Consider the following 24,346-nt stretch of genomic DNA (forward strand, 5'->3'; position numbering starts at 1 on the left):
TCGCCCTCTACGTCACCCTGCTGGGACTGCTCGGGCTGGCGATGGGCTCGCTGCTGCGCTCCTCGGCGGGCGCGATCACCGTCATGCTCGGGGTGGTCCTGCTGCCCACCATCGCGGCGCCAGCCGTGGGTCCCGGGCCTGCGGGGCGTGATCGGGCTGCGGCGGACCGGCAGGGGGCGGCGGGGTGCTCATCGGGCGTTCTCCTGCGGCTGGACGAAGGACGGGGGCTGCGCGCCGTACGGCTGCTGCTGCGGTTGGCCGTGGTCCGGTGGCACCGGCGGGCCGGGGGGAGCACCGGTGCCGAACGCCGGGGCGGGTCCGGTTCCCGGCTGCTGCGCCCCGCCGGCGCGGAAGTCGACCGCGCCCTGCGTCATGCGCATGTACGCCTCCTCCAGCGAGGCGTGGTGCGGGGAGAGCTCCCACAGCCGGACGCCCGCCTCGAAGGCGATGTCGCTGATCTGCGGCAGTTCGAGACCGACGACCTTCAGGGTGCCCGCCTCCTCCGGGAACACCTGCGCGCCCGCACCGGTCAGCAGCGAGGTGAGCGCGTCGCGCTGCCCGACGTCGGCAACCCGTACCCGGGCGAAGCTCGTCGAGTTCTGGACGATGAAGTCCTGCACCGGCATGTCGGCCATCAACCGACCGCGGCCGATCACGATGAGGTGGTCGGCGGTGAGCGCCATCTCGCTCATCAGGTGGCTGGAGACGAACACCGTCCGCCCCTCGGCGGCGAGCCGCTTCATCAGGTCGCGGACCCAGCGGATGCCCTCCGGGTCGAGGCCGTTGACCGGCTCGTCGAAGAGCAGCACACGGGGGTCGCCCAGCAGTGCCGCCGCTATGCCGAGCCGCTGCCCCATGCCCAGGGAGAAACCGCCCGACCGCTTCCCGGCCACGGAGGTCAGCCCCACGAGGTCGAGTACCTCGTCCACCCGGGAAGCGGGTATCCCGGCGAGTTGGGCGAGCGACAGCAGGTGGTTCCGGGCGCTGCGCCCACCGTGTTTGGCACCGGCGTCGAGCAGCGCCCCGACCGTACGCGGTGGGTTGGGCAGCTTGCGGTACGGATGGCCCGCCACGGTCACGCTGCCGCCGGACGGCTCGTCCAGGCCCAGGATCATCCGCATGGTGGTGGACTTCCCGGCGCCGTTCGGGCCGAGGAAGCCGGTGACCTTCCCGGGTCGCACCCGGAAGGTCAGGTCCTGCACGGCCGTCTTGTCGCCGTAGCTCTTCGTCAGGCCGACTGCCTCGATCATCGTCCGCCCCAGATCAGTATCGAGTGGGGGCGCCGTCAGTCGGTCCCGCACCCCCGGAGGACTCGCACCTTACCGTCCGTGTGTTCGGATTCCGGGTGTCGGTGCGGGCGTGCCGCCGGACAGTCCGGGCCGCCGACCCGACACGAGACGGGCCCGGCGGCTCGGCGGGCGGGTCAGGCGTCGCGGCGGCGCAGCGTCAGATAGCCGGCCAGCAGCGCCGCCACCGCCCAGGCGGCCATGATCGCCATGCCGCCCCACGGCCCGTAGGGCCGCTCCTGGCTCGGCGTCACCACCGACATGATCATCGACCCCGCCTGGTCCGGGAGCCAGTAGGAGAGCTTCCGGGTGGCCGACACCGCCGACAGGATGCCGGAGATCATGAAGAAGAACGGGATGAGGATGCCGAAGGCGAGCATCGGACTGCGCAGCACCCAGGTCACGCCCATCGCGAAGACCGCGATCAGCGTCATGTAGAGCCCGGCCCCCACCACCGCCCGCAGTACGCCGGGGTCACCGATGCCGGAGGCCAGCCGGGAACCCAGCACCGCCTGGCCGGGGAAGTACGCGGCGAACGCGGTGATCATCCCGACGACCAGCGCCAGCAGCGTCGCCACCGCCACCTTCGCCGCCATCAGCACGCCGCGCTGCGGCACCGCCGCCAGCGAGGCCCGGATCATCCCCGTGCTGTACTCGTTGGAGATCACCAGGATCCCGAAGGCGATCATCGCCAGCTGCCCGAGCGTCATGCCGGCGAAGCTGGTCATCGTCGCGTCGAAGGTCGCCCGGTCGGTGGGCGAGAGGTCGTCGTAGGTGTTGCGGACCAGCAGGCAGATCAGCACACCCAGCCCGACGGTGACCACCAGGGCCGCCGCGAGCGTCCACACCGTCGACCGCACCGAGCGGATCTTCGTCCACTCCGAATGCAGGACACGTCCGTTGCTCGCCACGGCTCAGCCCTCCCCGCCCCGAGCGCCCGCCCCACCGGAGCCCGGGCCCCAGCCGGGGCCCTCCCCGCCGGGCGGCGGTCCGCCCGGCGGTTGCGCCCGGCCGTGGTACTCGACCGACTCGTGGGTGAGCTGCATGAACGCCTCCTCCAACGAAGCCTGCCGCGGACTCAGCTCGTGCAGCGTCACTCCCGCGGCGGCGGCGGCCTCGCCCAGCTCGGCGGCGTCCGCGCCGTCGACCTCCAGTCCGCCGTCCGCTCCGGCAGCCGCGCGGTGGCCGGCCGCCGCGAGGGCCTCGCGCAGCCGCTCCGGCTCGGGCGACCGCAGCAGCACGTAGCTGCGCGAGTTCTCCCGGATGAACGCGTTCATCGAGGTGTCCGCCAGCAGCTTCCCCTGGCCGATCACGATGAGGTGGTCGGCGGTGAGCGCCATCTCGCTCATCAGGTGGCTGGAGACGAACACGGTCCGGCCCTCACCGGCGAGATGGCGCATCATGGTCCGCACCCAGTGGATGCCCTCGGGGTCGAGGCCGTTGACCGGCTCGTCGAACATCAGGATCCGCGGGTCGCCCAGCAGCGCGCTGGCGATGCCGAGCCGCTGCCCCATGCCGAGCGAAAACCCCTTGGGGCGCTTGTCCGCGACCCCGCTGAGGCCGACGAGCTCCAGCACCTCGCCCACCCGGCGCTCCGGGATCCCGTTGGAGTACGCCAGGCAGCGCAGGTGGTTGCGGGCCGTCCGGCCCGGGTGCACCGCCTTGGCCTCCAGCAGCGCCCCGACCTCGTGCAGCGGTTCCTGGAGCTGGTCGTAGCGCCGGCCGTCGATCCGGACCCTGCCGGCGGTCGGGCGGTCCAGGCCGAGCATCATCCGCATCGTGGTCGACTTGCCCGCGCCGTTGGGCCCCAGAAAGCCCGTCACGATCCCCGGCCGCACCGTGAAGGTGAGGTCCTCCACGGCCGTCTTGTGGCCGTACCGCTTGGTCAACCCGTCCAACTCGATCATGGCAGCGACGCTAGACACGCACGACGCCCCCCGCCATCGCTGACGGGGGGCGTTGCTCCGAGCGGGTGAGCGGGGCGGGTGGGAGCCCCGACAACTCGACTCAGCGGCTCTGCTGCGCGGGGACGCCGGCGCGGGAGTCCTCGCCGTCGGTCTCGTCGTCGTCGTCGATGAGGTTGACCGAGGCGGCGGCCTGGGCACCGGTGAGGGTGGCCAGCATCTCGCGCACGTTGGTGAGCTGGTTGTTGATCGAGTCGCGGCGGTTCTTCAGCGCCGCCAGCTCACGCTCGGACTCGCTGCGGGCCCGGTCCGCCTTCGCGTTGGCGTCGGCGACGATGTCCTCGGCCTGGCGCTGGGCGGTCTCGACCGTCTGACGCGCGCGGCGCTCGGCGTCCGTACGGAGCTTCTCCGCCTCCAGCCGCAGCTGCTCCGCGCGGTGCTCGATCTCCGCGAGACGCTTCTCGGCCTTGGCCTGCCGGGCGGCGAGGTCCCGCTCGGACTGCTCCCGACGCTTCGCGAGGTTGGTCTCGAAGTCGGCGGCGGCCTGCGCGGCCTTGGCGCGGGTGTCCTCGAAGAGGGCGTCGGCCTCCTCGCGCTTGGCCTGCGCGTCCTTCTCCGCGTCCGCCCGGAGGGCGGCGGCGTTGCTGTTGGCCTGGTCGATGATGTGCTGACCCTCGGCCTCGGAGCGCGCCTTGGCGTCCGCGGCGTAGGTGTCGGCTTCCTTGCGCATCTGCTGCGCCTGCTGCTCGGCCAGGTCGCGGAGCTTCTCCGCGGCGCGACGGGCGTCATCGCTGACGGCCGTCGCCTCCTCCTCCGCGAGGCGGAGGATCTTCTCGACGCGGGCGCCCAGGCCCGCGTACGACGGCTCGGACTCCTGCTGCTCCTCCGCGGACTGGGCGTAGAGCTCCTGGACGCGCTTGTTGAGCGTCTCGATCGACTGCTGCTTCTCCTTCAGCTGTTCGGTGAGCTCGGCCATGCGCTCGTTGACCTGGATCTTGTCGTAGCCGCGCCGCACGAACTCGAAGCCGTACGGGGACGATGGATCGCTCATGGGGTTCCTGTCGGATGAGACGGGTGAGGCGGACAAGCGGCTGTCTCAGAGTGCGCCCGGCCGGACCACACTCGGAACAGCCCCCGGGGTGAATCCTAGGGGGCGAACCGGCGTGTCTTCGAGTCGATGACGAGTTCTCCGAAGAGAATGTGCGGCCTGTCCCTCGAAAGAGTGGCATTGCCGAACAGGTGGCGGTCCCCGCCGGAGCGTGCGCCCGGGCGGGCGCGACCCGCTACACCCGCCCGCGCCCCACCTGTCACGGCGGCCCCACCGGTCACACCCGTCGGTCCGGCGGGACACGCGCCCGTCCGGGGCCGATGCGCGTGTGCGCCGGGCGTGCGCGCGGGGGGTTCCCGGCGGGGCGTCAGCCGCCCGAGCGCTTGCCCTGGCCGGAGCCCGCGCCCACGGCGCGGCCGGAACCGCCCCCGGCGTCGTTCTCCCCGTCGCCCTTGCCGCCGCCCCGGGCGTTCTTGCCGCCCTTGCCGCCCTTGGCCCCCTTGCCGCCGCCGGGCGACTCGAACCCCTCCAGCGCCTCCAACACGTCCTGGACGCGGGAGATCTCGGCGTTGATGTCGGCACGCCGCCGGGACAGCTTGTCCAGCTCCCGCTTCCCGTCCTCGACCGTGCTCGTGGCTTCCTTCTGCGCCTCGGCGCGCAGCTCCTCGGCCTCCCGCACGATGGACGACCGCTTCGCCTCGGCCTCCTTGAGCAGACCCTCGGCCTTCTTCACCGCGGCGATTCGGACCTTGCCCGCCTCGGTGTCGGCGTCGCTCCTGACCTTCTCGGCCGCCGCCCGGGCCTCCTCGCGCTGCTCCTCGGCGGCGCGGACGAGCCGGTCCACCCGCTCCCCGGCGGCGCGCGCCTGTTCGGCCGACTCGCGTCGTGCCCGCTCGTGCAGCTCGGCGGTCTCCGTCTCGGTGCGCTCCCGCAGCTCCTCGGCCCGTTCGCGTATGGCCGCGGCGTCGCGCCGGGCCTCCTCCAGCAGCGTGTTGGCGTCGGTCCGCGCCTGCTCGACGACGTCCCGTCCCTCCGCGCGGGCCTCCTCGGTGAGCCGTTCCGCCTGCCGGCGGGCGGCGCCCACCATGGCGTCCGACTGCTCCTCGGCGCCGGCGGTGGTCCGCAGCGCCTCCTCGCGCGCGCCGGTGACCAACTCCTCGGCGCTCCGCGTCGCGTCCCCGGTGAGCCGCTCGGCCTCCTCCTGGGCGCGCGTCACCAACTCGTCCGCCTGCCCGGCCGCCTCGGTGCGGCGGCGGGCCGCCTCCTCGCGGGCGGTGTCGCGCAGCGCGTCGGCCTCGTGGCGGGCGCGCTCCATGACCTCCTCGGCGCTGGTGCGCAGTCGCTCCGACTCCTCGAAGGCGTCCCGCACGGTGCGCTCGGCCAACGCCGAGGCGGCCTCCTTCTCCTCCACGGCGGCGCGCCGGGTCGCGGCGGCCTCGTCCTCGGCGGCGGAGCGCAGCGCGGCGATGTCGCGCTCGGCATCCTCCCGCAGCCCGGAGACCGCGTCGCGGATCTCGTGGGCGCGTGCCTCCGCGGCGGAGACCAGCTCCTCCGCGCGCTGCTCCGCCTCGGCCTTCGCCGTGTGGGCCCCGGCCAGCAGGTGCTCGCTCTGCTCGCGGGCGGCGGTGCGTTCCTGGTGCGCCTCCTCGCGCGCCTCCTCCAGCAGACCGGCCGCCTCCTTGCGCAGCCGCGCCGCCTCCTCCTGCGCGGCGGCCAGTGCCTCCGCCGCCTCGCCCGCGGTCCGCTCGGCAGCGGCGTCGGCGTCGGTGCGGACCTGGTCCGCGGCGTCCCGTGCCTCCTGCCGCAGCCGCTCCGCCTCGCTGGTGGCCTCGCCCCGCAGCCGCACCGCGAGGTCGTCCGCCTCGGCGCGGTACCGGGCGGCGTCGGGGGCTGCCTCCTCGCGCAGCCGCCGGGACTCCTCCTCGGTGGACTCCGACAGGGCGCGGGCGGCCTCGACCGCCTCCTCGCGGGTCCGTGCCGCCTCGGTCGTCGCCTCGGCGCGGAGCTGTTCGGCCTCCTCGCGGGCGGTGGACAGCGCCTCTTCGGCGCCGGTGACGCGTTCCTCGGCCGCGTTCCGCAGCCGCTCCAGCTCCTCGGCTGCAGCCTCCTGCTCCTGACGGGACGTCTCACGCGCCTCCGCGACCAGTCGTTCGGCGGTCTCCGCGGCGGCGGTCTCGGCCGCCTCCGTTCGGGCCACCGCCTCCGCGAGCAGCTCCTCGACCTCGGCGCGCGCCGCGGCCAGTGCCCCCTCGGCCTGGGTGCGCAGCGCCGTGGCCCGCTCCGCCGCCTCGGCCCGCGCCCGCTCGCCCTCGGCCGTCGCGGCGGAACGGGTCTCCTCCGCCTCCGAGGCGGCCTTCGCCATCAACTCCTCGGCGCGGGCGGCTGCTTCCTCGATCTGCTGTACCGAGTCGCGGCGCGCCTCGGAGCGAATGCGATCGCCCTCGGTGACGGCCTCCGCGCGCAGCTGCTCGGCCTCGCCGCGCAACCGCCGTGCCTCCTCCTGGAGTTCGACGGTCTTGGCGCGGTACTCCTCGGTGTCGTCCTGCGCCGTGCCGCGCAGCTGCTCGGCGGTGTCGTGCGCCTCGGCGCGGAGCCGGTCGGCCTCCGCCTCGGCCTCCGACCGGAGGCGCTCGACCTCCTCGGCCACCGCCCGCTTGGTCTCGCGGGCCTCGTCCGCCGCCTTGTTGAGGATCTCCTCGGCGTTGCGCGACGCCTCGGCCAGCTGGCCGGCGGACTCCTCGGCCGTCTTGGCGCGGGCCTGCTCGGTGGCCTCCGCGACCATGCGGTCGGACTTCTCCCGGGCGTCCGCCAGGAGCTGCTCCGCCTCTTCCTTGCGGGCCTCGGCGTCCTTGGTCGCCTCGCCGACCAGGCGGGCGATCTCGGCCTTCGCTGTCGCGGCGCGCTGGTCGTAGGCGGCCTCGGCCGAGGAGCGGCGCTTGTCGGCCTCCTCGGCGGCCTCGGTGACGAGCCGCTCCGCCTCCTCGCGAGCGGCGGTCAGCGCCCGCTCGGCCTCCGCCTGCTGCTCCTCCGCACGGCGGGTGAGGGTCGCGGCCTCGCGGCGGCGGTCCTCGGCGTCGCTGGTGCTGGTGGAGCGGAGCACCGCGGCATGTTCGTTGGCCTTCTGCGACTGCTCACGGGCGGAGGTGAGCAACCGCTCCGCCTCGGCGCGGGCGCGCCGGACCAGCTCCTCCGCCTCCGAACGGGCGGACTCGGCGTCGGAGCTGAGGCGGTGTCGGGTCTCCTCGGTGACCCGCTGCGCCTCACCCCGGGCCTGTGTCATCGTCCGCTCGGCCTCGGCGCGGGTCTCCTCCATCAGCCGCCGGGCCTGCGCCTCGGTCCGCGCCCGGACCTGCTCGGCCCAGGCGACGTTCTCGCTGACGTGTGCCTCGACCGTGGCGCGGCGCTCGGCGAGTTCCTCGTCCAGCCGCTGGCGGCGGGTCACGGACTCGCTGTGCAGCTCGCTCTCCATGCGCGACCGCAGCTCCGCCCGTTCCTGCTGGACGTGCTGGTTCTGCGCGCGCGCCTCGCGGAGTTCGTGCTCCGCGTCGATGCGCATCTGGTCGGCCTGGTGCTGCGCGTTGCGCAGCAGCTGTTCGGCGTGCGCGTGCGCGTCACCGTAGGCCGGGCGCAGGGACAGGGCGCGCCGAGCATGATGCAGCTTGGAGCGCAGTACCTCGATCTGGTAGCCGAGGTCGTCGGCGTGATCGACGGCCTTGTCCCGCTCCTTCTTCAGCCGCTTCATATCGGCTTCGAACAGCGAGAGGGCGTCGTCAGCCTCGTTGCGGTCGTAGTCCCGCACTCCGCGGTCCCATCCGTCCCCTGGTCGTCATGGAGATCCGGCCGCCCGCGCTGGCATCGCCCCGCGCGGAAGCCGGCTCATCGGCCGATTCCGGGACAGCGCGAGCAGCCCAGCGCCCCGGCCCCGCCACTCTACCGGCCGCGGGGACGGGCGTCAGTGGGGAGCGTCCCGAAGTGGCCCACCGGGCCGGTACGGACCGGTCGTTTCCGCCGCGCGCCGGTGCGGGCCGCCGTCCCCACGACGGGCGGAGCGCCGGGCCGCGCCCCCCCGGACACCGGGAGCGCCGGCCCGGGGCGGTCACCCGTGTCCGGGGTCCTCGGGGGTGTCCTGCGCGGCCGTCACCAGCTCGGTGAGGACGCCGTGGCAGTCCTTGGGGTGCAGGAAGGTGATGCGTGAGTCCATGGATCCGCGCCGGGGCTCGTCGTAGAGCACGCGCACCCCCCGGTCGCCGACCGTCCGTGCGGCGCCGTCGACGTCGGCGGTGCCGAAGGCGATGTGGTGCACGCCCTCGCCGTTCTTCGCCAGCCACTTCGCGACGGGGGAGTCCTCGCGGATCGGCTCCAGCAGCTGGATCCAGGAGGAGCCGCCGTCGTCGGTCCCGTTGATGCGCAGCATCGCCTCGCGGACGCCCTGCTCCTCGTTGACCTCCGAGTGGTGGACCTCGAAGCCGTAGGTGGCACGGTAGAACTCGACGGTGGCGTCGAGGTCACGGCAGGCGATCCCGATGTGATCGATTCGTGTGAGCATCTGTCCAGTCCAGCGCCGGCGGGGCGCGCGCGCAACGTGTGACGACCCAACGTGCGCCGCGTCACATCCACCGGCCGATGACCGCCATCCCGCCGCTCAGTACCCTCGCAGTGAACCCTCGTTCACCGCGTCCCCAGGGAGCCGCACACATGACCACCTCCGTGATCGTCTCGGGCGCAAGGACGCCGATGGGCCGCCTGCTCGGCTCGCTGTCGCCGTTCTCCGCCGCCCAGCTGGGCGGCACCGCCATCCGGGCAGCCCTGGAGCGCGCCGGCATCGGCGGCGACCAGGTGCAGTACGTGATCATGGGACAGGTGCTCCAGGCGGGCGCGGGCCAGCTCCCGGCACGCCAGGCGGCCGTGCACGCGGGCATCCCCATGAACGTCCCGGCGCTCACCGTCAACAAGGTCTGCCTCTCCGGTCTGGACGCCATCGCGCTCGCCGACCAGCTGATCCGCGCCGGCGAGTTCGACGTGGTCGTCGCCGGCGGCCAGGAGTCGATGAGCAACGCGCCCCACCTGCTGCCCGGTTCGCGCACCGGCCACAAGTACGGCGCCATCGAGGTGCTGGACCACATGGCCCACGACGGCCTCACCGACGCCTACGACGACGTGGCCATGGGTGAGTCGACGGAGCGTCACAACACCCGGCTCGGACTGGAGCGCGAGGAGCAGGACGCCGTGGCGGCCCTCTCCCACCAGCGGGCCGCCGCCGCCCGTGAGAAGGGGCTCTTCGACGCGGAGATCACCCCGGTCTCCGTCCCGCAGCGCAAGGGCGACCCGGTGGTCGTGGCGGAGGACGAGGGAATCCGCCCGGGAACCACCGTCGAGTCGCTGGCGCGGCTGCGCCCCGCGTTCGCTGCCGACGGCACCATCACCGCGGGCTCCTCCTCGCAGATCTCCGACGGCGCCGCCGCGGTGGTCGTGATGTCGAAGGCCCGCGCCGAGGCGCTCGGCCTGGAGTGGATCGCGGAGATCGGGGCGCACGGCAACGTGGCCGGGCCGGACAACTCGCTCCAGTCCCAGCCCTCCAACGCCATCCGCCACGCGCTGGGCAAGGAGGGCATCGGCGTCGAGGAGCTCGACCTCATCGAGATCAACGAGGCGTTCGCCGCGGTGGCCGTGCAGTCGATGAAGGACCTCGGCGTCTCCCACGAACGGGTGAACGTGAACGGTGGTGCCATCGCGCTGGGCCACCCGATCGGCGCCTCCGGCGCACGACTGGTGCTGCACCTGGCGCTGGAGCTGGCCCGCCGTGGCGGCGGCACCGGCGCCGCCGCGCTCTGCGGCGGCGGCGGCCAGGGCGACGCCCTGGTACTGCGCGTGCCGCGCCGCTGAACCACCGGCGGGCCGAGCGCGCACGCACCGGCAGGCAGGCCCGCCGGTGCGTGCGCTCCGGCGCGGCGTTCGCGTGTGGAGCGCCGCAGCAGGGGGGGAGGCCCCCAGAGACCACATCCACGAAGGAGCACGACCGATGGCGCCAGACGTCCCCGATCTCGTCGACCGGGCACGACAGGGCCAGCCCCGCGCGGTGGCCCGGCTGATCTCCCTGGTCGAGGGGGCGTCACCGCAGCTGCGCGAGGTGATGGCCGCCCTCGCCCCCCACTCCGGCCACGCCTACGTGGTGGGGCTCACCGGCCCACCCGGGGTCGGCAAGTCGACCTCGACGTCGGCGCTGGTGACGGCCTACCGGAAGCGCGGCAAGCGCGTCGGCGTGCTGGCGGTCGACCCGTCCTCGCCGTTCTCGGGCGGCGCGCTCCTCGGCGACCGCATCCGGATGGGGGAGCACGCCTCCGACTCCGGCGTGTACATCCGCTCCATGGCGACCCGCGGCCACCTGGGCGGCCTGTCGTGGGCGGCGCCCCAGGCGGTGCGTGTGCTGGACGCCGCCGGGTGCGACGTGGTCCTGGTGGAGACCGTCGGCGTCGGGCAGTCCGAGGTGGACATCGCCTCGCAGGCGGACACCTCGGTGGTGCTGCTCGCCCCCGGGGCGGGGGACGGCATTCAGGCCGCCAAGGCGGGGATCCTGGAGATCGGTGACGTCTTCGTCGTCAACAAGGCCGACCGGGACGGGGCCGACGCCACCGTCCGGGAGCTGAACCACATGCTCGGGCTGGGCGAGGCCCGGGAGCCGGGCGACTGGCGACCCTCGATCGTCAAGACCGTGGCGGCCCGCGCCGAGGGCGTCGACGAGGTGGTGGAGGCGCTGGAGAAGCACCACGCCTGGATGGCGGAGCACGGCGTACTCGACCGGCGCCGCGCCGACCGCGCCGCGCGCGAGGTGGAGGCGATCGCCGTCACCGCGCTCCGCGAACGGATCGGCGACCTCCGCGAGGACCGCCGACTGGGCGCCCTCGGCGCGCGGATCGCCGCCGGCGCGCTCGACCCGTACACGGCCGCCGACCAGCTGGTGGCGGAGCTGACCGGCCGGAGCTGACCGGCCGGAGCCGGACGGACCGGAGCCGGACGGACCGAGACGTCGCGCCGCCGACCCGCTTCGGGCGCTCGCCGCACGGCAGCACGCACACCGGTGGCGCCGGTCCCGAGGGACCGACGCCACCGGCTGTGATTTCGGGGACTCCCCAGCCCCCTACCCCCGCCGGTCGCTCTCACGTCCGACGGAAGACCAGTGCGGTGCGCCGCGACTGCGCGGCGGCCGACTCAGTCGTCGTCGCGGTCGTCGTCGCGCTCGACGTTGCGGACGTCACCGGAGTTCAGGTCGATCTCCAGCTCCCACTCGCTGCCGTCCTCGGCGCGCAGCTCCACGTCCCAGACCCGGTCGTCCTTGTCCAGGTCGAGGTCCTTGACCTGCCCGGCGACGTGCTCCTCGGCGATCCGGACGGCGTCGGCGGCCGAGACGGAGCCGCCGGATAGCACCTTCACCTTCTCACGCGCGTCGTCGTCGCGGTCCTGCTCGTGGTGGAGCACCTTGCCGCCGTCGAGGCTGATCTCCAGCTCGTGCTCGCGGTCGTCCTCACCCGCCACCTCGACGTCCCAGTGCTTGTCGTCACGGTCGAGGTCCAGCTCGACCACGTGGCCGGGGACGGCCTCCAGCGCCGTGCGGATCACCTGGTCGGCGACGCCGGTGGCGGCCGGCTCCGGGCTCCCGGCCGCGTCGCTCCCGGCGCCCTTGCCGGTGTCGTCGCGGTCGTCGTCCTGGTCGTCGCGGTCGTCGGTGGCCGTGGTTCCGCCGGGGGAGGGGTTCTCCTGCGAGCTCGACTCCGCCCGCAGTTCCTGGGCCGCGGCACTGGGCTCGGAACCGCCGCTGGACATGGCGGCCCCTGCGACGGTGCCACCTCCGATGACGGCGGCGACGGCGATGGCGGCGACGACGGTGCTGCGCTTCATGACGGGTTCCTCCCCTGGTCGGTGCGGTACGAACACAACAGTGGCGGAGGCTTCCTGAAGGGAGCCTGAAGTCACCTGAAGAAGCCTTCAGGTGCCAGGTGCGAAGCTTGCCCCATGCGCGTGCTGATAGTGGAGGACGAACAGCGGCTCGCCGCCTCGCTGGCCGCGGGGCTGGGGGCCGAGGGATTCGCCGTGGACGTGGTGCACAACGGCACCGACGGGCTGCACCGGGCGACCGAGTTCGACTACGACCTGGTCATCCTGGACATCATGCTGCCCGGCCTCAACGGCTACCGGGTCTGCGCCGCGCTGCGCGCGGCCGGCAACGAGACCCCGGTGCTGATGCTCACCGCCAAGGACGGCGAGTACGACGAGGCGGAGGGGCTCGACACCGGAGCCGACGACTACCTCACCAAACCGTTCTCCTACGTGGTCCTCCTCGCCCGCGTCCGCGCGCTGCTGCGGCGGCGCGCGTCGGCCGGGGCCGCGCCCCGGCTGCGCGTCGGCGACCTGGAGATCGACCGCGGCACGCGCCGGGTCACCCGCGCGGACCGCGAGGTCGCGCTGACCGCGAAGGAGTACACCGTGCTGGAGCAACTGGCCACCCGCGGCGGCGAGGTGGTCTCCAAGTCCGAGATCCTCGAACACGGTTGGGACTTCGCCTACGACGGCGACCCCAACATCGTCGAGGTCTACGTCAGCGCGCTGCGACGGAAGCTCGGCCCCGGCCTGATCCACACCGTCCGCGGCGCGGGCTACCGGCTCGCGCCGTGAAGACCCGCACCGCGCTGGGCGCGACCGCCGTGGTGGCCGTGGCGCTGCTGGCGGCGGCACTGCTGATGCTCCAGGCGCTGCGGCAGAACCTCACCGACCAGGTGGACCTCCAGGCGGAGAACACCGCCCGCGGGATCGCCGTCCAGCTCGCCACCGGTGGCGACTTCGACGAGCTGGAGCTGGACACCGACCGTCCCGTCCAGGTCGTCGACGAGGACGGCATCGTGCGGGCCGTCAGCCCCGGGCTGGAGGCGGTGCGCGGCACCGGGACCGAGTCCGTGGACCCGGTGCCCTGGCCCGACCTCGACGATGACGACGACGATGACGGCAGTGGCGCGGTCGGGGACGAGGTGCGGATGTTCGACGGGGTCGCGCTGGTCAACGGCGAGCCGGGCGACTACCGCTTCGCGGCGATCGAGGCGGAGACCCCGGACGACCTGGAGGTCACGGTCCATGCCGGGGCGTCGGTCCAGGTCGGGCAGACCGCGCTCGCCTCGGTGCGCTCCTCGCTGCTCACCGGCTTCCCGCCGCTGTTGCTCGTCGTCGCGGGAGTGACCTGGCTGGTGACCTGGTGGGCGCTGCGCCCGGTCGAGGGCATCCGCCGCGAACTCGCCACGATCACCCACAGCGAGGACCTCTCCCGCCGGGTCCCCGAGCCGTCCGCGCGCGACGAGATCGGGCGGCTGGCCGACACCACGAATGAGACGCTGTCCGTGCTGGAGGCGTCGGTGGACCGCCAGCGGCGGTTCGTCGCCGACGCCTCCCACGAGCTGCGCAGCCCCATCGCCTCGCTGCGTACCCAGCTGGAGGTGGGAGCGGCCCACCCCGAGCTGCTGGACCTGTCCGGCGCGGTCAAGGACACCGTCCGACTCCAGACCCTCGCCGCGGACCTGCTGCTGTTGGCGCGGCTCGACGCGGGGGAGCGGCCCGTAGGCAGCGGTCGGGTCGAGCTGGCGGAGCTGGTCGCGGAACAGGTGGAGAACCGGGGGACGGCGCGCAACACGGCGGAAGCGCCGATCACGGTGACCGCCGACCGGTTGGAGCCGGCGGCCGTCCCCGGCTCGGCGGGGATGGTGGAACGCGTGCTGGTCAACCTGCTCGACAACGCCGAGCGCCACGCCGCCTCCCGCGTCCGGGTCTCGGTGCGGGCCGAGGGCGGGCAGGGGGTCGTGGAGGTGGCGGACGACGGTGGGGGCGTGCCCGCCGAGGAGCGGGAGAAGATCTTCCAGCGCTTCGTACGCCTGGACGAGGCGCGCAGCCGGGACGCCGGTGGCGCCGGTCTGGGTCTCGCCATCGCCCGGGACGTCGCGCAACGCCACGGCGGGACGCTGGAGGTCGGCGAGGCCCGGGAGGGCGGGGCGCTGTTCGTGCTGCGCGTCCCCGGGCTGCTGCCGCCGCAGGAGGCGGACGGTCCGGTCGAGGTCTGACCGCCGCTCGCCGGGGCCGCCGCCCCGGCCCGCCGGGGCCCGAACCGGCTGACGGCGCGGTGGCGGTGTGTCGGATCAGGCCCGGCCGTCGAGCTCCGAGCCGAGGGCGTCGAGCCAGCAGGCGGTGCCGTGCCGTCGCCATTCCGGCTCCTCGCGACCGTCGAGGAACGTCGCCTGCTCCGTCAGGGTGAGGCGGGTGCCGCCGCCGTCCGGCGCGAACTCGACCGTGGTGGTGGAGACGGTGGCCAGGGCCCCGTCGGTGGTCAGGGTCGAGGCGTACACGATCCGCTCGCCCTCGACGACGTCGTGGTAGACCGAGGCGAAGGCGAGTGCCTCCCCGCCGGAGCCGGTGCCGTGCGTCCGCTCGTGTCCCCCGGGGCGGAAGTCCAGCTCGTGGCCCTCGCCGGAACCGAACCAGCGAGCCTTGGCGACGGGGTCCGACCACGCCGCGAAGACGCGCGCGGGGGTGGCGGTGAAGGTGCGTTCCAGGCTGAAGGTGGTGTGGACGACGTTCATGACGGTGTCCCTTCGACGGTGTTCGGTCCCCTGACCGGGGTGTCCTGGCCGGGGGGGTTGTGGCCGGGGGAGTCGATCAGGGCGCCGAGCGCGTCCAGCCGGGTCTCCCAACCGGTGCGCCGGTCACTGAGCCAGCTCTCGCCGGTGCGGAGCGGGTCGGGGGCGATGGCGCAGGTGCGGACGCGGCCGACCTTCTCGGAGCGGACGATGCCGGCGGTCTCCAGCACTCGGAGGTGCTGGACCACCGCCGCCAACGACATCGGCAGCGGCGCGGCGAGTTCGCTGACCGAGGCCGGGCCCCTGACCAGCCGCTCGACGAGACCGCGGCGGGTCCGGTCCGCCAGGGCGCGGAAGACGAGGTCCAGCTGCTCCTCTTCGTTAAGCATGTGCTTAAGTGTCGGGGGCGGGTCCGACACAGTCAAGTGGTCGCTTGAGTTTCGCCGGTCGCGGGTCGCGGGTCGCCGGTCGCGGTGTCGGTCGGGTCAGGTCCGGCCGCGTCGCACCCGGAGCTTCTCCGCGATCGGGCGCAGCGAGTCGTGCAGTGCGCGCAGCTCCTCGGGGGAGAGCCGGTCGATGAAGTGCTCACGGACCGATTCGACGTGGTGCGGCGCCACCTGCCGCATGGTCTGCCAGCCCTCCTCGGTCAGCACGGCGAACAGGCCCCGGCGGTCGGAGTCGCAGTTCTCGCGGCGGACGTGGCCGGCGCGCTCCATGCGGGTGATCTGGTGGGAGAGGCGGCTCTTGGACTGGAGGGTCGCGGTCGCCAGGTCGCTCATCCGCATCCGCTGCTCCGGGGCCTCGGAGAGGTTGACCAGGATCTCGTAGTCGTTCATCGTCAGCCCGTAGGGCTGGATGTCCCGCTCCAGCTGGTACATCAGCAGCTTGCTGACGTCGAGATGGGTACGCCAGACGCGCTGCTCGTCATCCGTCAGCCAGCGCGCGTCCGTTTCGGTCTCCATGCCCTCAACTCTAGGCCGTGCCGGCCGTGACCTCGCGGATCGGAGCCGGGGCGCCGCGCGGTTGCCGGAGGGGCCACGGACCCCGGGGCGCGTGGGACGGCGCGGGGTCGTGGCGGGAGACCCGGCGGCCCTCGCGGGCGCGGAGCGTGCCACACTGGCGGAGCTTGTGCATGCATTCACATGGGAGTGTCGAACCTGATGGACCAGAAGACCGCCGCCGCCCTCCGCCGCCTCCGGCTGGTGTCCGCCCCCGAGGCGATCTCCTTCCTGCTGCTCCTCGTGGCCTCCGTGCTGCGTCGCACCACCGACTTCGACGCCGTCCCGGTCCTCGGTGCCGTCCACGGCCTCCTCTTCGTCGTCTACGCGGTGCTCTGGCTCGACGCGTGGAACCGCACGCGCTGGTCGTTCGGGACCGCCGTCTGGTACTTCGTGATGGCTGTCGTCCCCACCGGCGGGTTCTTCGCCGAGCGGCGGCTGCGTCGTGAGGAGGCCGCCCTCGCCGCGGTCCCCGACGCCGCCGACCCCCGGCCCGCCGACGGCGACCCGGTCCGCGCCTGACGACTCCGCCGTGCGCCCCGGGGGCGCACGGAACGGTGTGCCGCGCGCCCCTCGCCGGCGGGCGGCACACCGCTCCCACCAGCGGTTCGGCGCCCGTGCGGTCGCCTGCCGAGACGGGCCTTGCCCGGTTGTGACCAGCCGGTAGGGTCGGCGCCGTGCCGAAACCGCTGAGCCTCTCCTTCGACCCGATCGCGCGCGCCGACGTGCTGTGGCAGCGGCGCTGGGGAGCCGCACCGCCGATGGCGGCGATCACCTCGATCATGCGGGCGCACCAGATCCTGCTGGCCGAGGTGGACGCCACGGTCCGCCCCTTCGGGCTGACGTTCGCCCGGTACGAGGCCCTGGTCCTGCTGACCTTCAGCAAGGCGGGCGAGCTGCCGATGTCCAAGATCGGCGAGCGGCTCATGGTCCACCCGACATCGGTCACCAACACCGTCGACCGTCTGGTGCGGGCGGGGCTCGCGACCAAGCGCCCCAACCCCAACGACGGCCGCGGCACCCTCGCCTCCATCACCGACAAGGGGCGCGAGGTCTGCGACCGGGCGACCGCGGCGCTGATGGGCACCGATTTCGGTCTCGGGGCCTACGACGACGAGGAATGCCGCGAGATCTTCGCCCTGCTGCGTCCGCTGCGGGTCGCCGCGGGGGACTTCGACGAGGGATGACCCCGCGGGCCGCGGGTGGCCCCGATGGGGATCGGCCCGGTTGGTGCCGATACGCTCGGGGCATGAAGCGGAGTGTCCTGACGCGCTACCGGGTGATGGCTCTCGTCACCGCCGTGATGCTGCTGGTACTGAGCACCTGCATGGTGTTCAAGTACGGCTTCGACACCGGGGCGGACGTCACGTTCGTGGTGTCGCAGACCCACGGTCTGCTGTACATCATCTACCTGATCTTCGCCTTCGACCTCGGTCAGAAGGCGCGCTGGAAGTTCGGCAAGCTCCTGTGGGTGCTGCTCTCCGGCACGATCCCGTTCGTCGCGTTCTTCGTGGAGCGGCGCATCTCGGCGGAGGTGACGCCGCTGGTGGAGGAGTACGAGCGCCGGGTCGCCGACGAGGCGCGGGCCGACGAGGCCCATGCCGCCGGCGCCGAGGAGCCCGTGAAGTCCTGACCCGCTCCGCGGGTACCGCGCAGTCGACGGGACCCCGGTCGCACCCCGCCCCACGGGCGGTGCGCGGCCGGGGTCCCGCGCGTGCGCGGCGCGGTGCGCCGGGCCGTGCGGGCGCGCTGACCTCACCTGGATGCCGTGACGTCCTGGCAATTTACTTGGAAGTCCTAGTAAATTGGAGTCATGGACGCTGACGCCATCGCTGAGGGCCGCCGACGGTGGCAGGCCCGGTACGACTCCGCCCGTAAGCGGGACGCCGACTTCACCACGCTTTCGGGTGACCAGGTGGACCCCCTGTACGGCCCGCGCCCCGGCGACCGCTACGAGGGGTTCGAGCGCATCGGCTGGCCCGGTGAGTTCCCCTTCACGCGCGGCCTGCACCCCACGGGCTACCGGGGGCGCCCCTGGACCATCCGGCAGTTCGCCGGCTTCGGCAACGCCCGCCAGACCAACGAGCGCTACAAGATGATCCTGGAGGCGGGCGGCGGCGGCCTGTCGGTCGCCTTCGACATGCCCACCCTGATGGGTCGCGACTCCGACGACCCCCGCTCCCTGGGCGAGGTCGGGCACTGCGGCGTGGCGATCGACTCCGCGGCGGACATGGAGATCCTCTTCGACGACATCCCGCTGCGGGACATCACGACCTCCATGACGATCTCCGGCCCCGCCGTGCCGGTCTTCTGCATGTACCTCGTCGCCGCCGAGCGGCAGGGGGTGGACCCGGGCGTCCTGAACGGGACGCTGCAGACCGACATCTTCAAGGAGTACATCGCCCAGAAGGAGTGGCTCTTCCCGCCGGAGCCGCACCTGCGCCTCATCGGCGACCTGATGGAGTACACCAACGAGGGCATCCCGGCGTACAAGCCGCTCTCGGTCTCCGGCTACCACATCCGTGAGGCCGGGGCGACGGCCGCGCAGGAGCTGGCCTACACCCTCGCCGACGGCTTCGGCTACGTCGAGCTGGGGCTCTCGCGCGGCCTGGAGGTCAACTCCTTCGCCTCCGGGCTCTCCTTCTTCTTCGACGCCCACGTCGACTTCTTCGAGGAGATCGCCAAGTTCCGGGCCGCCCGCAGGATCTGGGCGCGGTGGATGCGCGACGTCTACGGCGCGACCGACCCCAAGGCGCAGTGGCTCCGCTTCCACACCCAGACCGCCGGGGTCTCCCTCACCGCCCAGCAGCCCTACAACAACGTGGTGCGGACCGCGGTCGAGGCGCTGGCCGCCGTCCTGGGCGGCACCAACTCGCTGCACACCAACGCCCTCGACGAGACGCTCGCCCTCCCCAGCGAGCAGGCCGCCGAGATCGCGCTGCGGACCCAGCAGGTGCTGATGGAGGAGACCGGAGTCACCAACGTCGCCGACCCGCTCGGCGGCTCCTGGTACGTGGAGCAGCTCACCGACCGCATCGAGGCCGACGCCGAGAAGATCTTCGAGCAGATCGCCGAGCGCGGCCGGCGTGCGGTCGGCGACGGCGAGCACCCCATCGGTCCGATGACTTCCGGGCTGCTCCGCGGCATCGAGGACGGCTGGTTCACCGGGCACATCGCGGAGGCGGCCTTCCAGTACCAGCGTTCCCTGGAGAAGGGCGAGAAGCGGATCGTCGGTGTCAACTGCGCACACGGTTCCGTCACCGGCGACCTGGAGATCCTCCGCGTCAGTCACGAGGTCGAGCGCGACCAGGTGCGGACCCTCACCGACCGGAAGGCTCACCGCGACACCGACGCCGTCGTCGCCGCGCTGGACGAGATGGTGGCGGCGGCCCGCGACGGCCGCAACATGATCGACCCCATGCTGCGCGCGGTCCGCGCCGAGGCGACGCTCGGCGAGATCTGCGACCGGCTGCGCGACGAGTGGGGCGTCTACGTGGAGCCCGCCGGGTTCTGACCGCGCCGAGGCCGGAGCCGTCCCGTGGCCGGTCCTGCCCCGTCCCGTGCCCGGTCCTGCCCCGTCCCGTGCCCGGTCCCGCCCCGTCCCGTGCCCGGTCCCGTCCGGCCCCGCGCCCACCCGGCGCGGGGCCGGACGGCCGTCCCGTGCGTCGGTCGGACCCGCGTCCCACCGGGGCCGACCGGAACTCCGCGGGGGCGTGTGCCGGAACGCTCCGCGAAGAGGGAGACTGTTCTCATGCAGCCACGCAACATGTCCATGAGCGGTGTCGTCGATCTCTCCGCGGTGAAGGCGGCGGCCGAGGCGAAGGAGAAGGCCGAGGCGGCCCGCGCGCAGCGCGCCGCGCAGCCCGAGGGAGCGGCGCCGGCAGCCCCGTTGGTCTTCGACGTCGACGAGGCCGGGTTCGAGCAGCTGGTGCTCCAGCGCAGCGCCGAGGTCCCGGTCGTCATCGACTTCTGGGCCGAGTGGTGCCAGCCGTGCAAGCAGCTGGGTCCGCTGCTGGAGAAGCTCGCCGCCGACTACGCCGGCCGGTTCGTGCTGGCCAAGGTCGACGTGGACAGCAACCAGATGCTGTTCCAGCAGTTCGGGGTGCAGGGCATCCCGGCGGTCTTCGCGGTGGTCGCCGGCCAGGCGCTGCCGCTGTTCCAGGGGGCGGCGCCCGAGCAGCAGATCCGGCAGGTGCTCGACCAGTTGATCCAGGCGGCCGAGGAGCGGTTCGGGATCGTCGGCGCCCCGGTCGACCCGGAGCAGGTCCAGCAGGCGCCCCAGGAGGCCCCCGAACCGCCGCAGGACCCCGCGCTGGCGGCGGCCCACGACGCGCTGGACGGCGGGGACCTGGCCGGCGCGATCCTCGCCTACGAGGGTGTTCTGGCCGACCAGCCCGCCAACGTCGAGGCCCGGCTGGGACTCGGTCAGGCCAGGTTGCTGGAGCGGGTCCAGGGTGTGGACCTCGCCGCTGCCCGCAAGGACGCGGCAGACCGCCCCCGGGACGTCGACGCCCAGTTGGTCGCCGCGGACCTGGACCTGGTCGGCGGCCACGTGGAGGACGCCTTCGGTCGGCTGGTCGACGCGGTGCGCACCGCCGCCGGTGACGACCGGGACCGCGCCCGGGTCCGACTGCTGGAGCTGTTCGAGCTGGTCGGGCCGGACGACCCCCGGGTCGTCGCCGCGCGCGGCGCGCTCGCACGCGTCCTGTTCTGACGACCGCCCCTCCGCCCGGCGGCGGCTCGCGCCCGCCCCGCGAACCGAAGCGGCCCCCGGTGTCCCCGACGGGATACCCGGGGGCCGCTCGTGCTTCCAGCTGCCCGGAGTTCGCACACTGCCGCCGCTTCGGGTGTGGCCCGGCGAAAAACGGCAAGGGGAGTGAAGGGCGCTCCGGGTGAACCAGGTAGGTTCGTCAAGGGTGTTGTGCCCCTTTGGTGAACGGGTTGCCCGGTTCCGCTCCCGGCGCACTCCGTTCGTTTCGCACTGATGTCCGCGGGATCACGGCCCGTTCCGGCTACCGGTCGGTAATGAGCCACTTGTGTCGCGGGCATGATGTACACAACGATCGGCCGGGTCGGCGGTGCCACACGTCGGCCCCGGGCACCGTCGCCGGACGGTCCGCCCGGTAGGTGGGTGCGCGTCGCCCGCCGGTGGCAGTCGCCGGGGGTGGCCCGGGGGCATCGCGCTTCTTCCCCGAGCGCCGGACCGACGGTCCCGGCGGCGACCGGCGCCGGGGGAGTGGTCCACAAGGAGGAGAACCATGGATTCCCAGGCCCGTGGCGGCACCAGATGGAGGCGGTTCGCCGTGACCATGGTGCCGACGGTCGCCGCGACCGCGGCGATAGGCATCGCGGTGTCCCAGGGGGCGCTCGCCGCGTCCTTCTCGGTGTCCGGACAGGAGTTCAAGGTCTCGACGCCCGAACTCGTCAACACCGACGGTTTCGTGCAGTACGGCGGGATCGTGGAGACACCGCGCGGACCGCGGCCCGTCGCGGTCTCCGCCTTCAACTCCGCGACCATCAAGGACCTGTGCCAGTCGGTGGTCATCCCCACACCGATCGGCAACGTGAGCATCAAGCTGAACGCGGGCGGCGACCCCCGCCGGCCGGTGGAGGCGCGCAACCTCTTCATCGACCTGAACCAGGTGCAGGCCGACGCGGAGTTCACCAACATCGACATCGGCGTCTCGGTCGACGCCACCACCAAGGGCCCCCAGCCGGTCGGTCCGACGGTGCCGGGCTCCTTCGCGCAGCAGGCGGACCGCGCTACCCTCACGGACGTGGAGCAGACCGCGCTCGCCACCTCGGCCGGGACGTTCAAGCTCAACGGGCTCCGGATGAGCGTCCACCGGGGCACCAACGAGTGCTTCTGACCCGCTGACGGCGGCGCACCGGCCGTGGCCACCGGGGCAGGGCGTGAACGCACCGTCCCGCCCCGGTCACCCGGCCGTCGGGGCACCGGCGTACCGTGCCTCCAGAAGCCGACCGGGAGAAGCCCCCGGAACACCCCGGGAACACCCGGACCGTGCCCCGCAGGGAGACCGCCATGAGCAGCACCACCGCAGGTCGTCCGGTTCCGACCGGCTCCGCCCTCGGCAGGGTCCGCCACCGGTTCCACCTGTGGCGGGGCGGACGGCCGTTCTGGGCCGGGCTGTACACGATGCTCGGCGGCGTCCCGATCATGTACTTCCCGTACGCCAACATGCAGTTCGGCGACCTGACGATCAGGATGGCGACGACGGCGGGCGCCGGCTCGCTGGTCATCGGTGTGCTGATGATCACGCTCGGGCTCACCATGTGGTTCCAGCCGCTGACCCGTGTCTTCGCCGGGGTCGCCACGCTCGTCCTCGCGCTGGTGTCGCTGGTCGTGTCCAACTTCGGCGGCCTGCTGGTGGGTTTCCTGCTGAGCGTGCTCGGCGGTGGCATGTCCGTCTCCTGGGCGCCCGCGCGCCCGAGCGAGGAACCGCCGGGGGAACCGCGCGAGCGGGACCGCCCCGACGACGTCGGGGTGCCCGCGCCGCACGCGCCCGCCCGACGGGCGGAGACCGGTGCCGGTCCCGCCGCGGGCGAGCACAGGGAGGGCGAGCGTGCGGTGTGACGCACCACCGGCCTCCGGGTGGCGGCGCTCCGGCCGCGGGCGACGGCGCGAACGGCTGAGGTCGGTGCTGGTGGCCGCGGTGCCCTCCGCCCTGATCCTCGGCATGGGGGTCGTCCCGGGCCCCGCCCAGGCGGACGGGCTCCAGCCGCCGTACCCCTTCCGGGCCGGTCCCTGCGTGGAACGGACCGACGAGGGGGACGCCGACGGCGAGGACGGTTCCGACGGAGCCGCCGCCGACGGGCCGCCCGGAGAGGACGCACCCTCGGCCGGCGAGGGGCGGGAGCCTCCGGCGGACTCCCCGCCGCCCGAACTTGACGACGGGGCCCCGCAGGACGCGACCGCGCCCGTGGCGGACGACCCAGCCCCCGGGACCGGCGGTCCCCCGGCGGAGCGTGGGCCCGGAGCCGACGCGGACGCCGAGGACACCCCGGCCGCTCCGGACGACGCGCGTCGGGGTGCGGCACGGCCGGACGACCGCGGCGGGCCGCCGCCCGACGCGACCGACACGCCCCCCGAGGGGCCGGGGTCCGCCGGACCGGGCGTGGTGGAACCGGCGCCGGGCGAGACGTCGCCCCCGGGAGCACCGGAAGGTCCCCCGCCGGCGGGGGACGCGGCCCGTCCGGGCTCGCCGCCGGACCCGCTGGGGCTCGGCGAAGGGCTGCGCGACCTCACGGATGCCATCGGCCGCATCCTCTTCCCCGGCACCACGGACCGGGACGCCGACGAGAACCGGCACGGCAACGGCACCGGCAACGGCACCGGAGACGGTACCGAGGACCGGGCCGCCGGGGCGGACGCCGCGGGAACGGGCGGGGGCGCCCCGCCCGCCGCCGCTCCCGCGCAGGGCGAGCAGACCGCGGGCGGACCGAACGGGGCCGCGGGGGACCACGCGGCCGGAGCGGACGCCGGCCGAAGCGGGCACGGCGTCGCGGCGGAACCCGGCGGGGAAGCCGGCGGGAGCGTCGCGGACTCGGCGACCGGCGGCCCCGGGGAAGAGGCCACCGGGGGCGGTGCCGCGGCGGAGGCCCCCGAGGAGGCGGACCAGGAGGAGGCCGACACCGAGGACGGCCCCGACCCCGGCGAGGGTGAACAGCCGACCCCGGACCCGGACCCCGACGCTGACACCGACGGCATCGAAGGGGATCCGGACGATGCCGCCCCCGAGGCCGCGCCGGAGGCCGACGACCCGTTCGCCCCGGACGCCGCCGGACGGGTGCCCTACCCCTGCCCCGAGGAGCGCGACGTCCCCGGCATCGACGAGGAGACCGTGCAGGTGCTTCCGGACGCGCCCTGGCTGCTGGAGGCCAGCCACATGACGCTGCGCGGCCTGGAGTACCACGGGGTGGTCAACGTGCGGACGAGCGGCGGCGCCGTCAAGCAGGCGCTGAAGTTCACCGCCGCCGCGCTGGACATCGGCGACCTCCACCAGGTCGTCCGGGGCACCGGCGGCCTCACGTACCACGTCCAGGCCGCGGACGGCTCCACGTCGACCTTCCGCGAGGGGACCGTGACCATGTACACCGAGCGCCTGGAGGGCAACCTCTTCGGGCTCATCCCCGTCGTCTTCGACCCGCGCCACGAGCCGCTGCTCGACCTCCGCGAGGCCTACTTCACCGACGTCCGCGTGACCCAGGCCGGCCAGTTCGGCGGCACGCTGACCGTTCCCGGCATGCGCCAGTACATGACCCACCGCGACTGACCCGCCCGGTCGCGGAGCCCGCGCGACACCCGCCTCGGTGGGGCGACACCAACCGCGACGCCGGGCGGTCCGGTGCGGTCCGCTGTGCGGCGGCGGACGTTCCTGCCCGCCGCCGCCGCGTCCCGGCCTCCGGCCCCGCCCGCTCACGGCGAACGCCCGGTCCGGGGGCCGGGCCGGGCGTCCGTGGTGTGCCGGGAGCCGGCACGGGG

At 73.8% G+C, this 24,346-nt stretch carries 22 protein-coding genes and 1 pseudogene; 13 read left to right on the forward strand and 10 right to left on the reverse strand.

Annotated elements, in window-relative coordinates:
• Positions 1 to 119, forward strand: a pseudogene (locus HCJ92_RS24725) (ABC transporter permease); the annotation flags it as partial.
• A 69-nt stretch (positions 120 to 188) separates the two neighbouring features.
• Here HCJ92_RS24725 and HCJ92_RS05900 read toward each other — a convergent pair.
• From HCJ92_RS05900 to mce, 6 genes are all read right to left on the reverse strand, one after another.
• Complete coding sequence (locus HCJ92_RS05900; RefSeq protein WP_167932361.1) at positions 189 to 1,250, reverse strand: ABC transporter ATP-binding protein; 1,062 nt, start codon at positions 1,248 to 1,250, stop codon at positions 189 to 191.
• Positions 1,251 to 1,423: 173 nt separating this feature from the next.
• Positions 1,424 to 2,197 carry an ABC transporter permease gene (locus HCJ92_RS05905; protein WP_167932362.1) on the reverse strand — a complete coding sequence of 258 codons (774 nt, stop codon included), beginning with the start codon at positions 2,195 to 2,197 and terminating at the stop codon, positions 1,424 to 1,426.
• A gap of 3 nt (positions 2,198 to 2,200) precedes the next feature.
• Positions 2,201 to 3,193: an ABC transporter ATP-binding protein gene (locus tag HCJ92_RS05910; RefSeq protein ID WP_167932363.1), complete on the reverse strand. Its 993-nt coding sequence runs from the start codon at positions 3,191 to 3,193 to the stop codon at positions 2,201 to 2,203.
• A gap of 100 nt (positions 3,194 to 3,293) precedes the next feature.
• Positions 3,294 to 4,241: a coiled-coil domain-containing protein gene (locus tag HCJ92_RS05915; RefSeq protein ID WP_167932364.1), complete on the reverse strand. Its 948-nt coding sequence runs from the start codon at positions 4,239 to 4,241 to the stop codon at positions 3,294 to 3,296.
• A 364-nt stretch (positions 4,242 to 4,605) separates the two neighbouring features.
• Positions 4,606 to 8,037, reverse strand: a complete 3,432-nt coding sequence (locus HCJ92_RS05920) for a hypothetical protein (RefSeq protein ID WP_167932365.1) — start codon at positions 8,035 to 8,037, stop codon at positions 4,606 to 4,608.
• Positions 8,038 to 8,334: 297 nt separating this feature from the next.
• A complete protein-coding gene (mce, locus tag HCJ92_RS05925; protein ID WP_167932366.1) occupies positions 8,335 to 8,784 on the reverse strand; it encodes a methylmalonyl-CoA epimerase in 450 nt (149 codons plus the stop codon).
• Positions 8,785 to 8,933: 149 nt separating this feature from the next.
• Between mce and HCJ92_RS05930 the strand changes: the two genes are divergently transcribed.
• Entirely contained in the window at positions 8,934 to 10,121 is a 1,188-nt protein-coding gene (locus tag HCJ92_RS05930; protein WP_167932367.1) for an acetyl-CoA C-acetyltransferase, read from the forward strand.
• Positions 10,122 to 10,257: 136 nt separating this feature from the next.
• Entirely contained in the window at positions 10,258 to 11,220 is a 963-nt protein-coding gene (gene meaB / locus HCJ92_RS05935) for a methylmalonyl Co-A mutase-associated GTPase MeaB (RefSeq protein ID WP_167932368.1), read from the forward strand.
• Positions 11,221 to 11,444: 224 nt separating this feature from the next.
• On the opposite strand, the gene HCJ92_RS05940 is transcribed toward meaB, so the two are convergent.
• Positions 11,445 to 12,131: a PepSY domain-containing protein gene (locus HCJ92_RS05940; RefSeq protein ID WP_167932369.1), complete on the reverse strand. Its 687-nt coding sequence runs from the start codon at positions 12,129 to 12,131 to the stop codon at positions 11,445 to 11,447.
• Positions 12,132 to 12,245: 114 nt separating this feature from the next.
• Here HCJ92_RS05940 and HCJ92_RS05945 point away from each other — a divergent pair, with 114 nt between their 5' ends.
• Complete coding sequence (locus HCJ92_RS05945; protein ID WP_167932370.1) at positions 12,246 to 12,905, forward strand: response regulator transcription factor; 660 nt, start codon at positions 12,246 to 12,248, stop codon at positions 12,903 to 12,905.
• Positions 12,902 to 14,332: a sensor histidine kinase gene (locus tag HCJ92_RS05950; RefSeq protein ID WP_338054040.1), complete on the forward strand. Its 1,431-nt coding sequence runs from the start codon at positions 12,902 to 12,904 to the stop codon at positions 14,330 to 14,332. The genes HCJ92_RS05945 and HCJ92_RS05950 overlap by 4 nt, the downstream gene beginning before the upstream one ends.
• 75 nt (positions 14,333 to 14,407) lie before the next feature.
• Here HCJ92_RS05950 and HCJ92_RS05955 read toward each other — a convergent pair whose 3' ends face one another.
• The 3 genes from HCJ92_RS05955 to HCJ92_RS05965 form a co-directional block, all read right to left on the reverse strand.
• Positions 14,408 to 14,848 (reverse strand): SRPBCC family protein, encoded by a 441-nt coding sequence (locus tag HCJ92_RS05955; protein ID WP_167932371.1) that lies wholly within the window; start codon positions 14,846 to 14,848, stop codon positions 14,408 to 14,410.
• Complete coding sequence (locus HCJ92_RS05960) at positions 14,845 to 15,234, reverse strand: ArsR/SmtB family transcription factor (protein ID WP_167932372.1); 390 nt, start codon at positions 15,232 to 15,234, stop codon at positions 14,845 to 14,847. The genes HCJ92_RS05955 and HCJ92_RS05960 overlap by 4 nt, the downstream gene beginning before the upstream one ends.
• A gap of 96 nt (positions 15,235 to 15,330) precedes the next feature.
• Positions 15,331 to 15,807 carry a MarR family winged helix-turn-helix transcriptional regulator gene (locus HCJ92_RS05965; RefSeq protein WP_167932373.1) on the reverse strand — a complete coding sequence of 159 codons (477 nt, stop codon included), beginning with the start codon at positions 15,805 to 15,807 and terminating at the stop codon, positions 15,331 to 15,333.
• A 198-nt stretch (positions 15,808 to 16,005) separates the two neighbouring features.
• Between HCJ92_RS05965 and HCJ92_RS05970 the strand changes: the two genes are divergently transcribed.
• The 8 genes from HCJ92_RS05970 (at position 16,006) to HCJ92_RS06005 (ending at position 24,137) form a co-directional block, all read left to right on the forward strand.
• On the forward strand, positions 16,006 to 16,365 hold the full coding sequence (locus tag HCJ92_RS05970) for a DUF3817 domain-containing protein (protein ID WP_167932374.1): 360 nt from the start codon (positions 16,006 to 16,008) through the stop codon (positions 16,363 to 16,365).
• Positions 16,366 to 16,520: 155 nt separating this feature from the next.
• Positions 16,521 to 17,030: a MarR family transcriptional regulator gene (locus HCJ92_RS05975; protein ID WP_167932375.1), complete on the forward strand. Its 510-nt coding sequence runs from the start codon at positions 16,521 to 16,523 to the stop codon at positions 17,028 to 17,030.
• Between the two features lie 62 nt (positions 17,031 to 17,092).
• Entirely contained in the window at positions 17,093 to 17,476 is a 384-nt protein-coding gene (locus HCJ92_RS05980) for a DUF3817 domain-containing protein (protein ID WP_167932376.1), read from the forward strand.
• Positions 17,477 to 17,656: 180 nt separating this feature from the next.
• Complete coding sequence (locus HCJ92_RS05985) at positions 17,657 to 19,357, forward strand: coenzyme B12-dependent isobutyryl-CoA mutase large subunit (protein WP_167932377.1); 1,701 nt, start codon at positions 17,657 to 17,659, stop codon at positions 19,355 to 19,357.
• A gap of 237 nt (positions 19,358 to 19,594) precedes the next feature.
• Complete coding sequence (locus tag HCJ92_RS05990) at positions 19,595 to 20,557, forward strand: tetratricopeptide repeat protein (RefSeq protein WP_167932378.1); 963 nt, start codon at positions 19,595 to 19,597, stop codon at positions 20,555 to 20,557.
• A gap of 544 nt (positions 20,558 to 21,101) precedes the next feature.
• The gene (locus HCJ92_RS05995; RefSeq protein WP_167932379.1) at positions 21,102 to 21,713 is read left to right on the forward strand and encodes a DUF6230 family protein; all 612 of its coding nucleotides are present in this window, start codon (positions 21,102 to 21,104) and stop codon (positions 21,711 to 21,713) included.
• A 173-nt stretch (positions 21,714 to 21,886) separates the two neighbouring features.
• On the forward strand, positions 21,887 to 22,438 hold the full coding sequence (locus HCJ92_RS06000; RefSeq protein WP_245240621.1) for a DUF6114 domain-containing protein: 552 nt from the start codon (positions 21,887 to 21,889) through the stop codon (positions 22,436 to 22,438).
• Entirely contained in the window at positions 22,428 to 24,137 is a 1,710-nt protein-coding gene (locus tag HCJ92_RS06005) for a hypothetical protein (RefSeq protein WP_167932380.1), read from the forward strand. The genes HCJ92_RS06000 and HCJ92_RS06005 overlap by 11 nt, the downstream gene beginning before the upstream one ends.
• Positions 24,138 to 24,346: the final 209 nt, after the last annotated feature.

The organism is Streptomyces spiramenti, assembly GCF_012034385.1.
Taxonomy (GTDB): domain Bacteria; phylum Actinomycetota; class Actinomycetes; order Streptomycetales; family Streptomycetaceae; genus Streptomyces; species Streptomyces spiramenti.

Excerpts from the sequence above, each read along its gene's own strand:
- HCJ92_RS05990 (WP_167932378.1), top strand. The coding sequence starts at position 19,595 with ATGCAGCCACGCAACATGTCCATGAGCGGTGTCGTCGATCTCTCCGCG.
- HCJ92_RS05930 (WP_167932367.1), top strand. The coding sequence starts at position 8,934 with ATGACCACCTCCGTGATCGTCTCGGGCGCAAGGACGCCGATGGGCCGC.
- HCJ92_RS05960 (WP_167932372.1), bottom strand. The coding sequence starts at position 15,234 with ATGCTTAACGAAGAGGAGCAGCTGGACCTCGTCTTCCGCGCCCTGGCG.
- HCJ92_RS05915 (WP_167932364.1), bottom strand. The coding sequence starts at position 4,241 with ATGAGCGATCCATCGTCCCCGTACGGCTTCGAGTTCGTGCGGCGCGGC.
- HCJ92_RS05970 (WP_167932374.1), top strand. The coding sequence starts at position 16,006 with ATGGACCAGAAGACCGCCGCCGCCCTCCGCCGCCTCCGGCTGGTGTCC.
- HCJ92_RS05995 (WP_167932379.1), top strand. The coding sequence starts at position 21,102 with ATGGATTCCCAGGCCCGTGGCGGCACCAGATGGAGGCGGTTCGCCGTG.
- HCJ92_RS05955 (WP_167932371.1), bottom strand. The coding sequence starts at position 14,848 with ATGAACGTCGTCCACACCACCTTCAGCCTGGAACGCACCTTCACCGCC.
- HCJ92_RS05945 (WP_167932370.1), top strand. The coding sequence starts at position 12,246 with ATGCGCGTGCTGATAGTGGAGGACGAACAGCGGCTCGCCGCCTCGCTG.
- HCJ92_RS05980 (WP_167932376.1), top strand. The coding sequence starts at position 17,093 with ATGAAGCGGAGTGTCCTGACGCGCTACCGGGTGATGGCTCTCGTCACC.
- HCJ92_RS05965 (WP_167932373.1), bottom strand. The coding sequence starts at position 15,807 with ATGGAGACCGAAACGGACGCGCGCTGGCTGACGGATGACGAGCAGCGC.
- mce (WP_167932366.1), bottom strand. The coding sequence starts at position 8,784 with ATGCTCACACGAATCGATCACATCGGGATCGCCTGCCGTGACCTCGAC.
- HCJ92_RS05900 (WP_167932361.1), bottom strand. The coding sequence starts at position 1,250 with ATGATCGAGGCAGTCGGCCTGACGAAGAGCTACGGCGACAAGACGGCC.
- HCJ92_RS05940 (WP_167932369.1), bottom strand. The coding sequence starts at position 12,131 with ATGAAGCGCAGCACCGTCGTCGCCGCCATCGCCGTCGCCGCCGTCATC.
- HCJ92_RS06000 (WP_245240621.1), top strand. The coding sequence starts at position 21,887 with ATGAGCAGCACCACCGCAGGTCGTCCGGTTCCGACCGGCTCCGCCCTC.
- HCJ92_RS05985 (WP_167932377.1), top strand. The coding sequence starts at position 17,657 with ATGGACGCTGACGCCATCGCTGAGGGCCGCCGACGGTGGCAGGCCCGG.
- meaB (WP_167932368.1), top strand. The coding sequence starts at position 10,258 with ATGGCGCCAGACGTCCCCGATCTCGTCGACCGGGCACGACAGGGCCAG.
- HCJ92_RS05910 (WP_167932363.1), bottom strand. The coding sequence starts at position 3,193 with ATGATCGAGTTGGACGGGTTGACCAAGCGGTACGGCCACAAGACGGCC.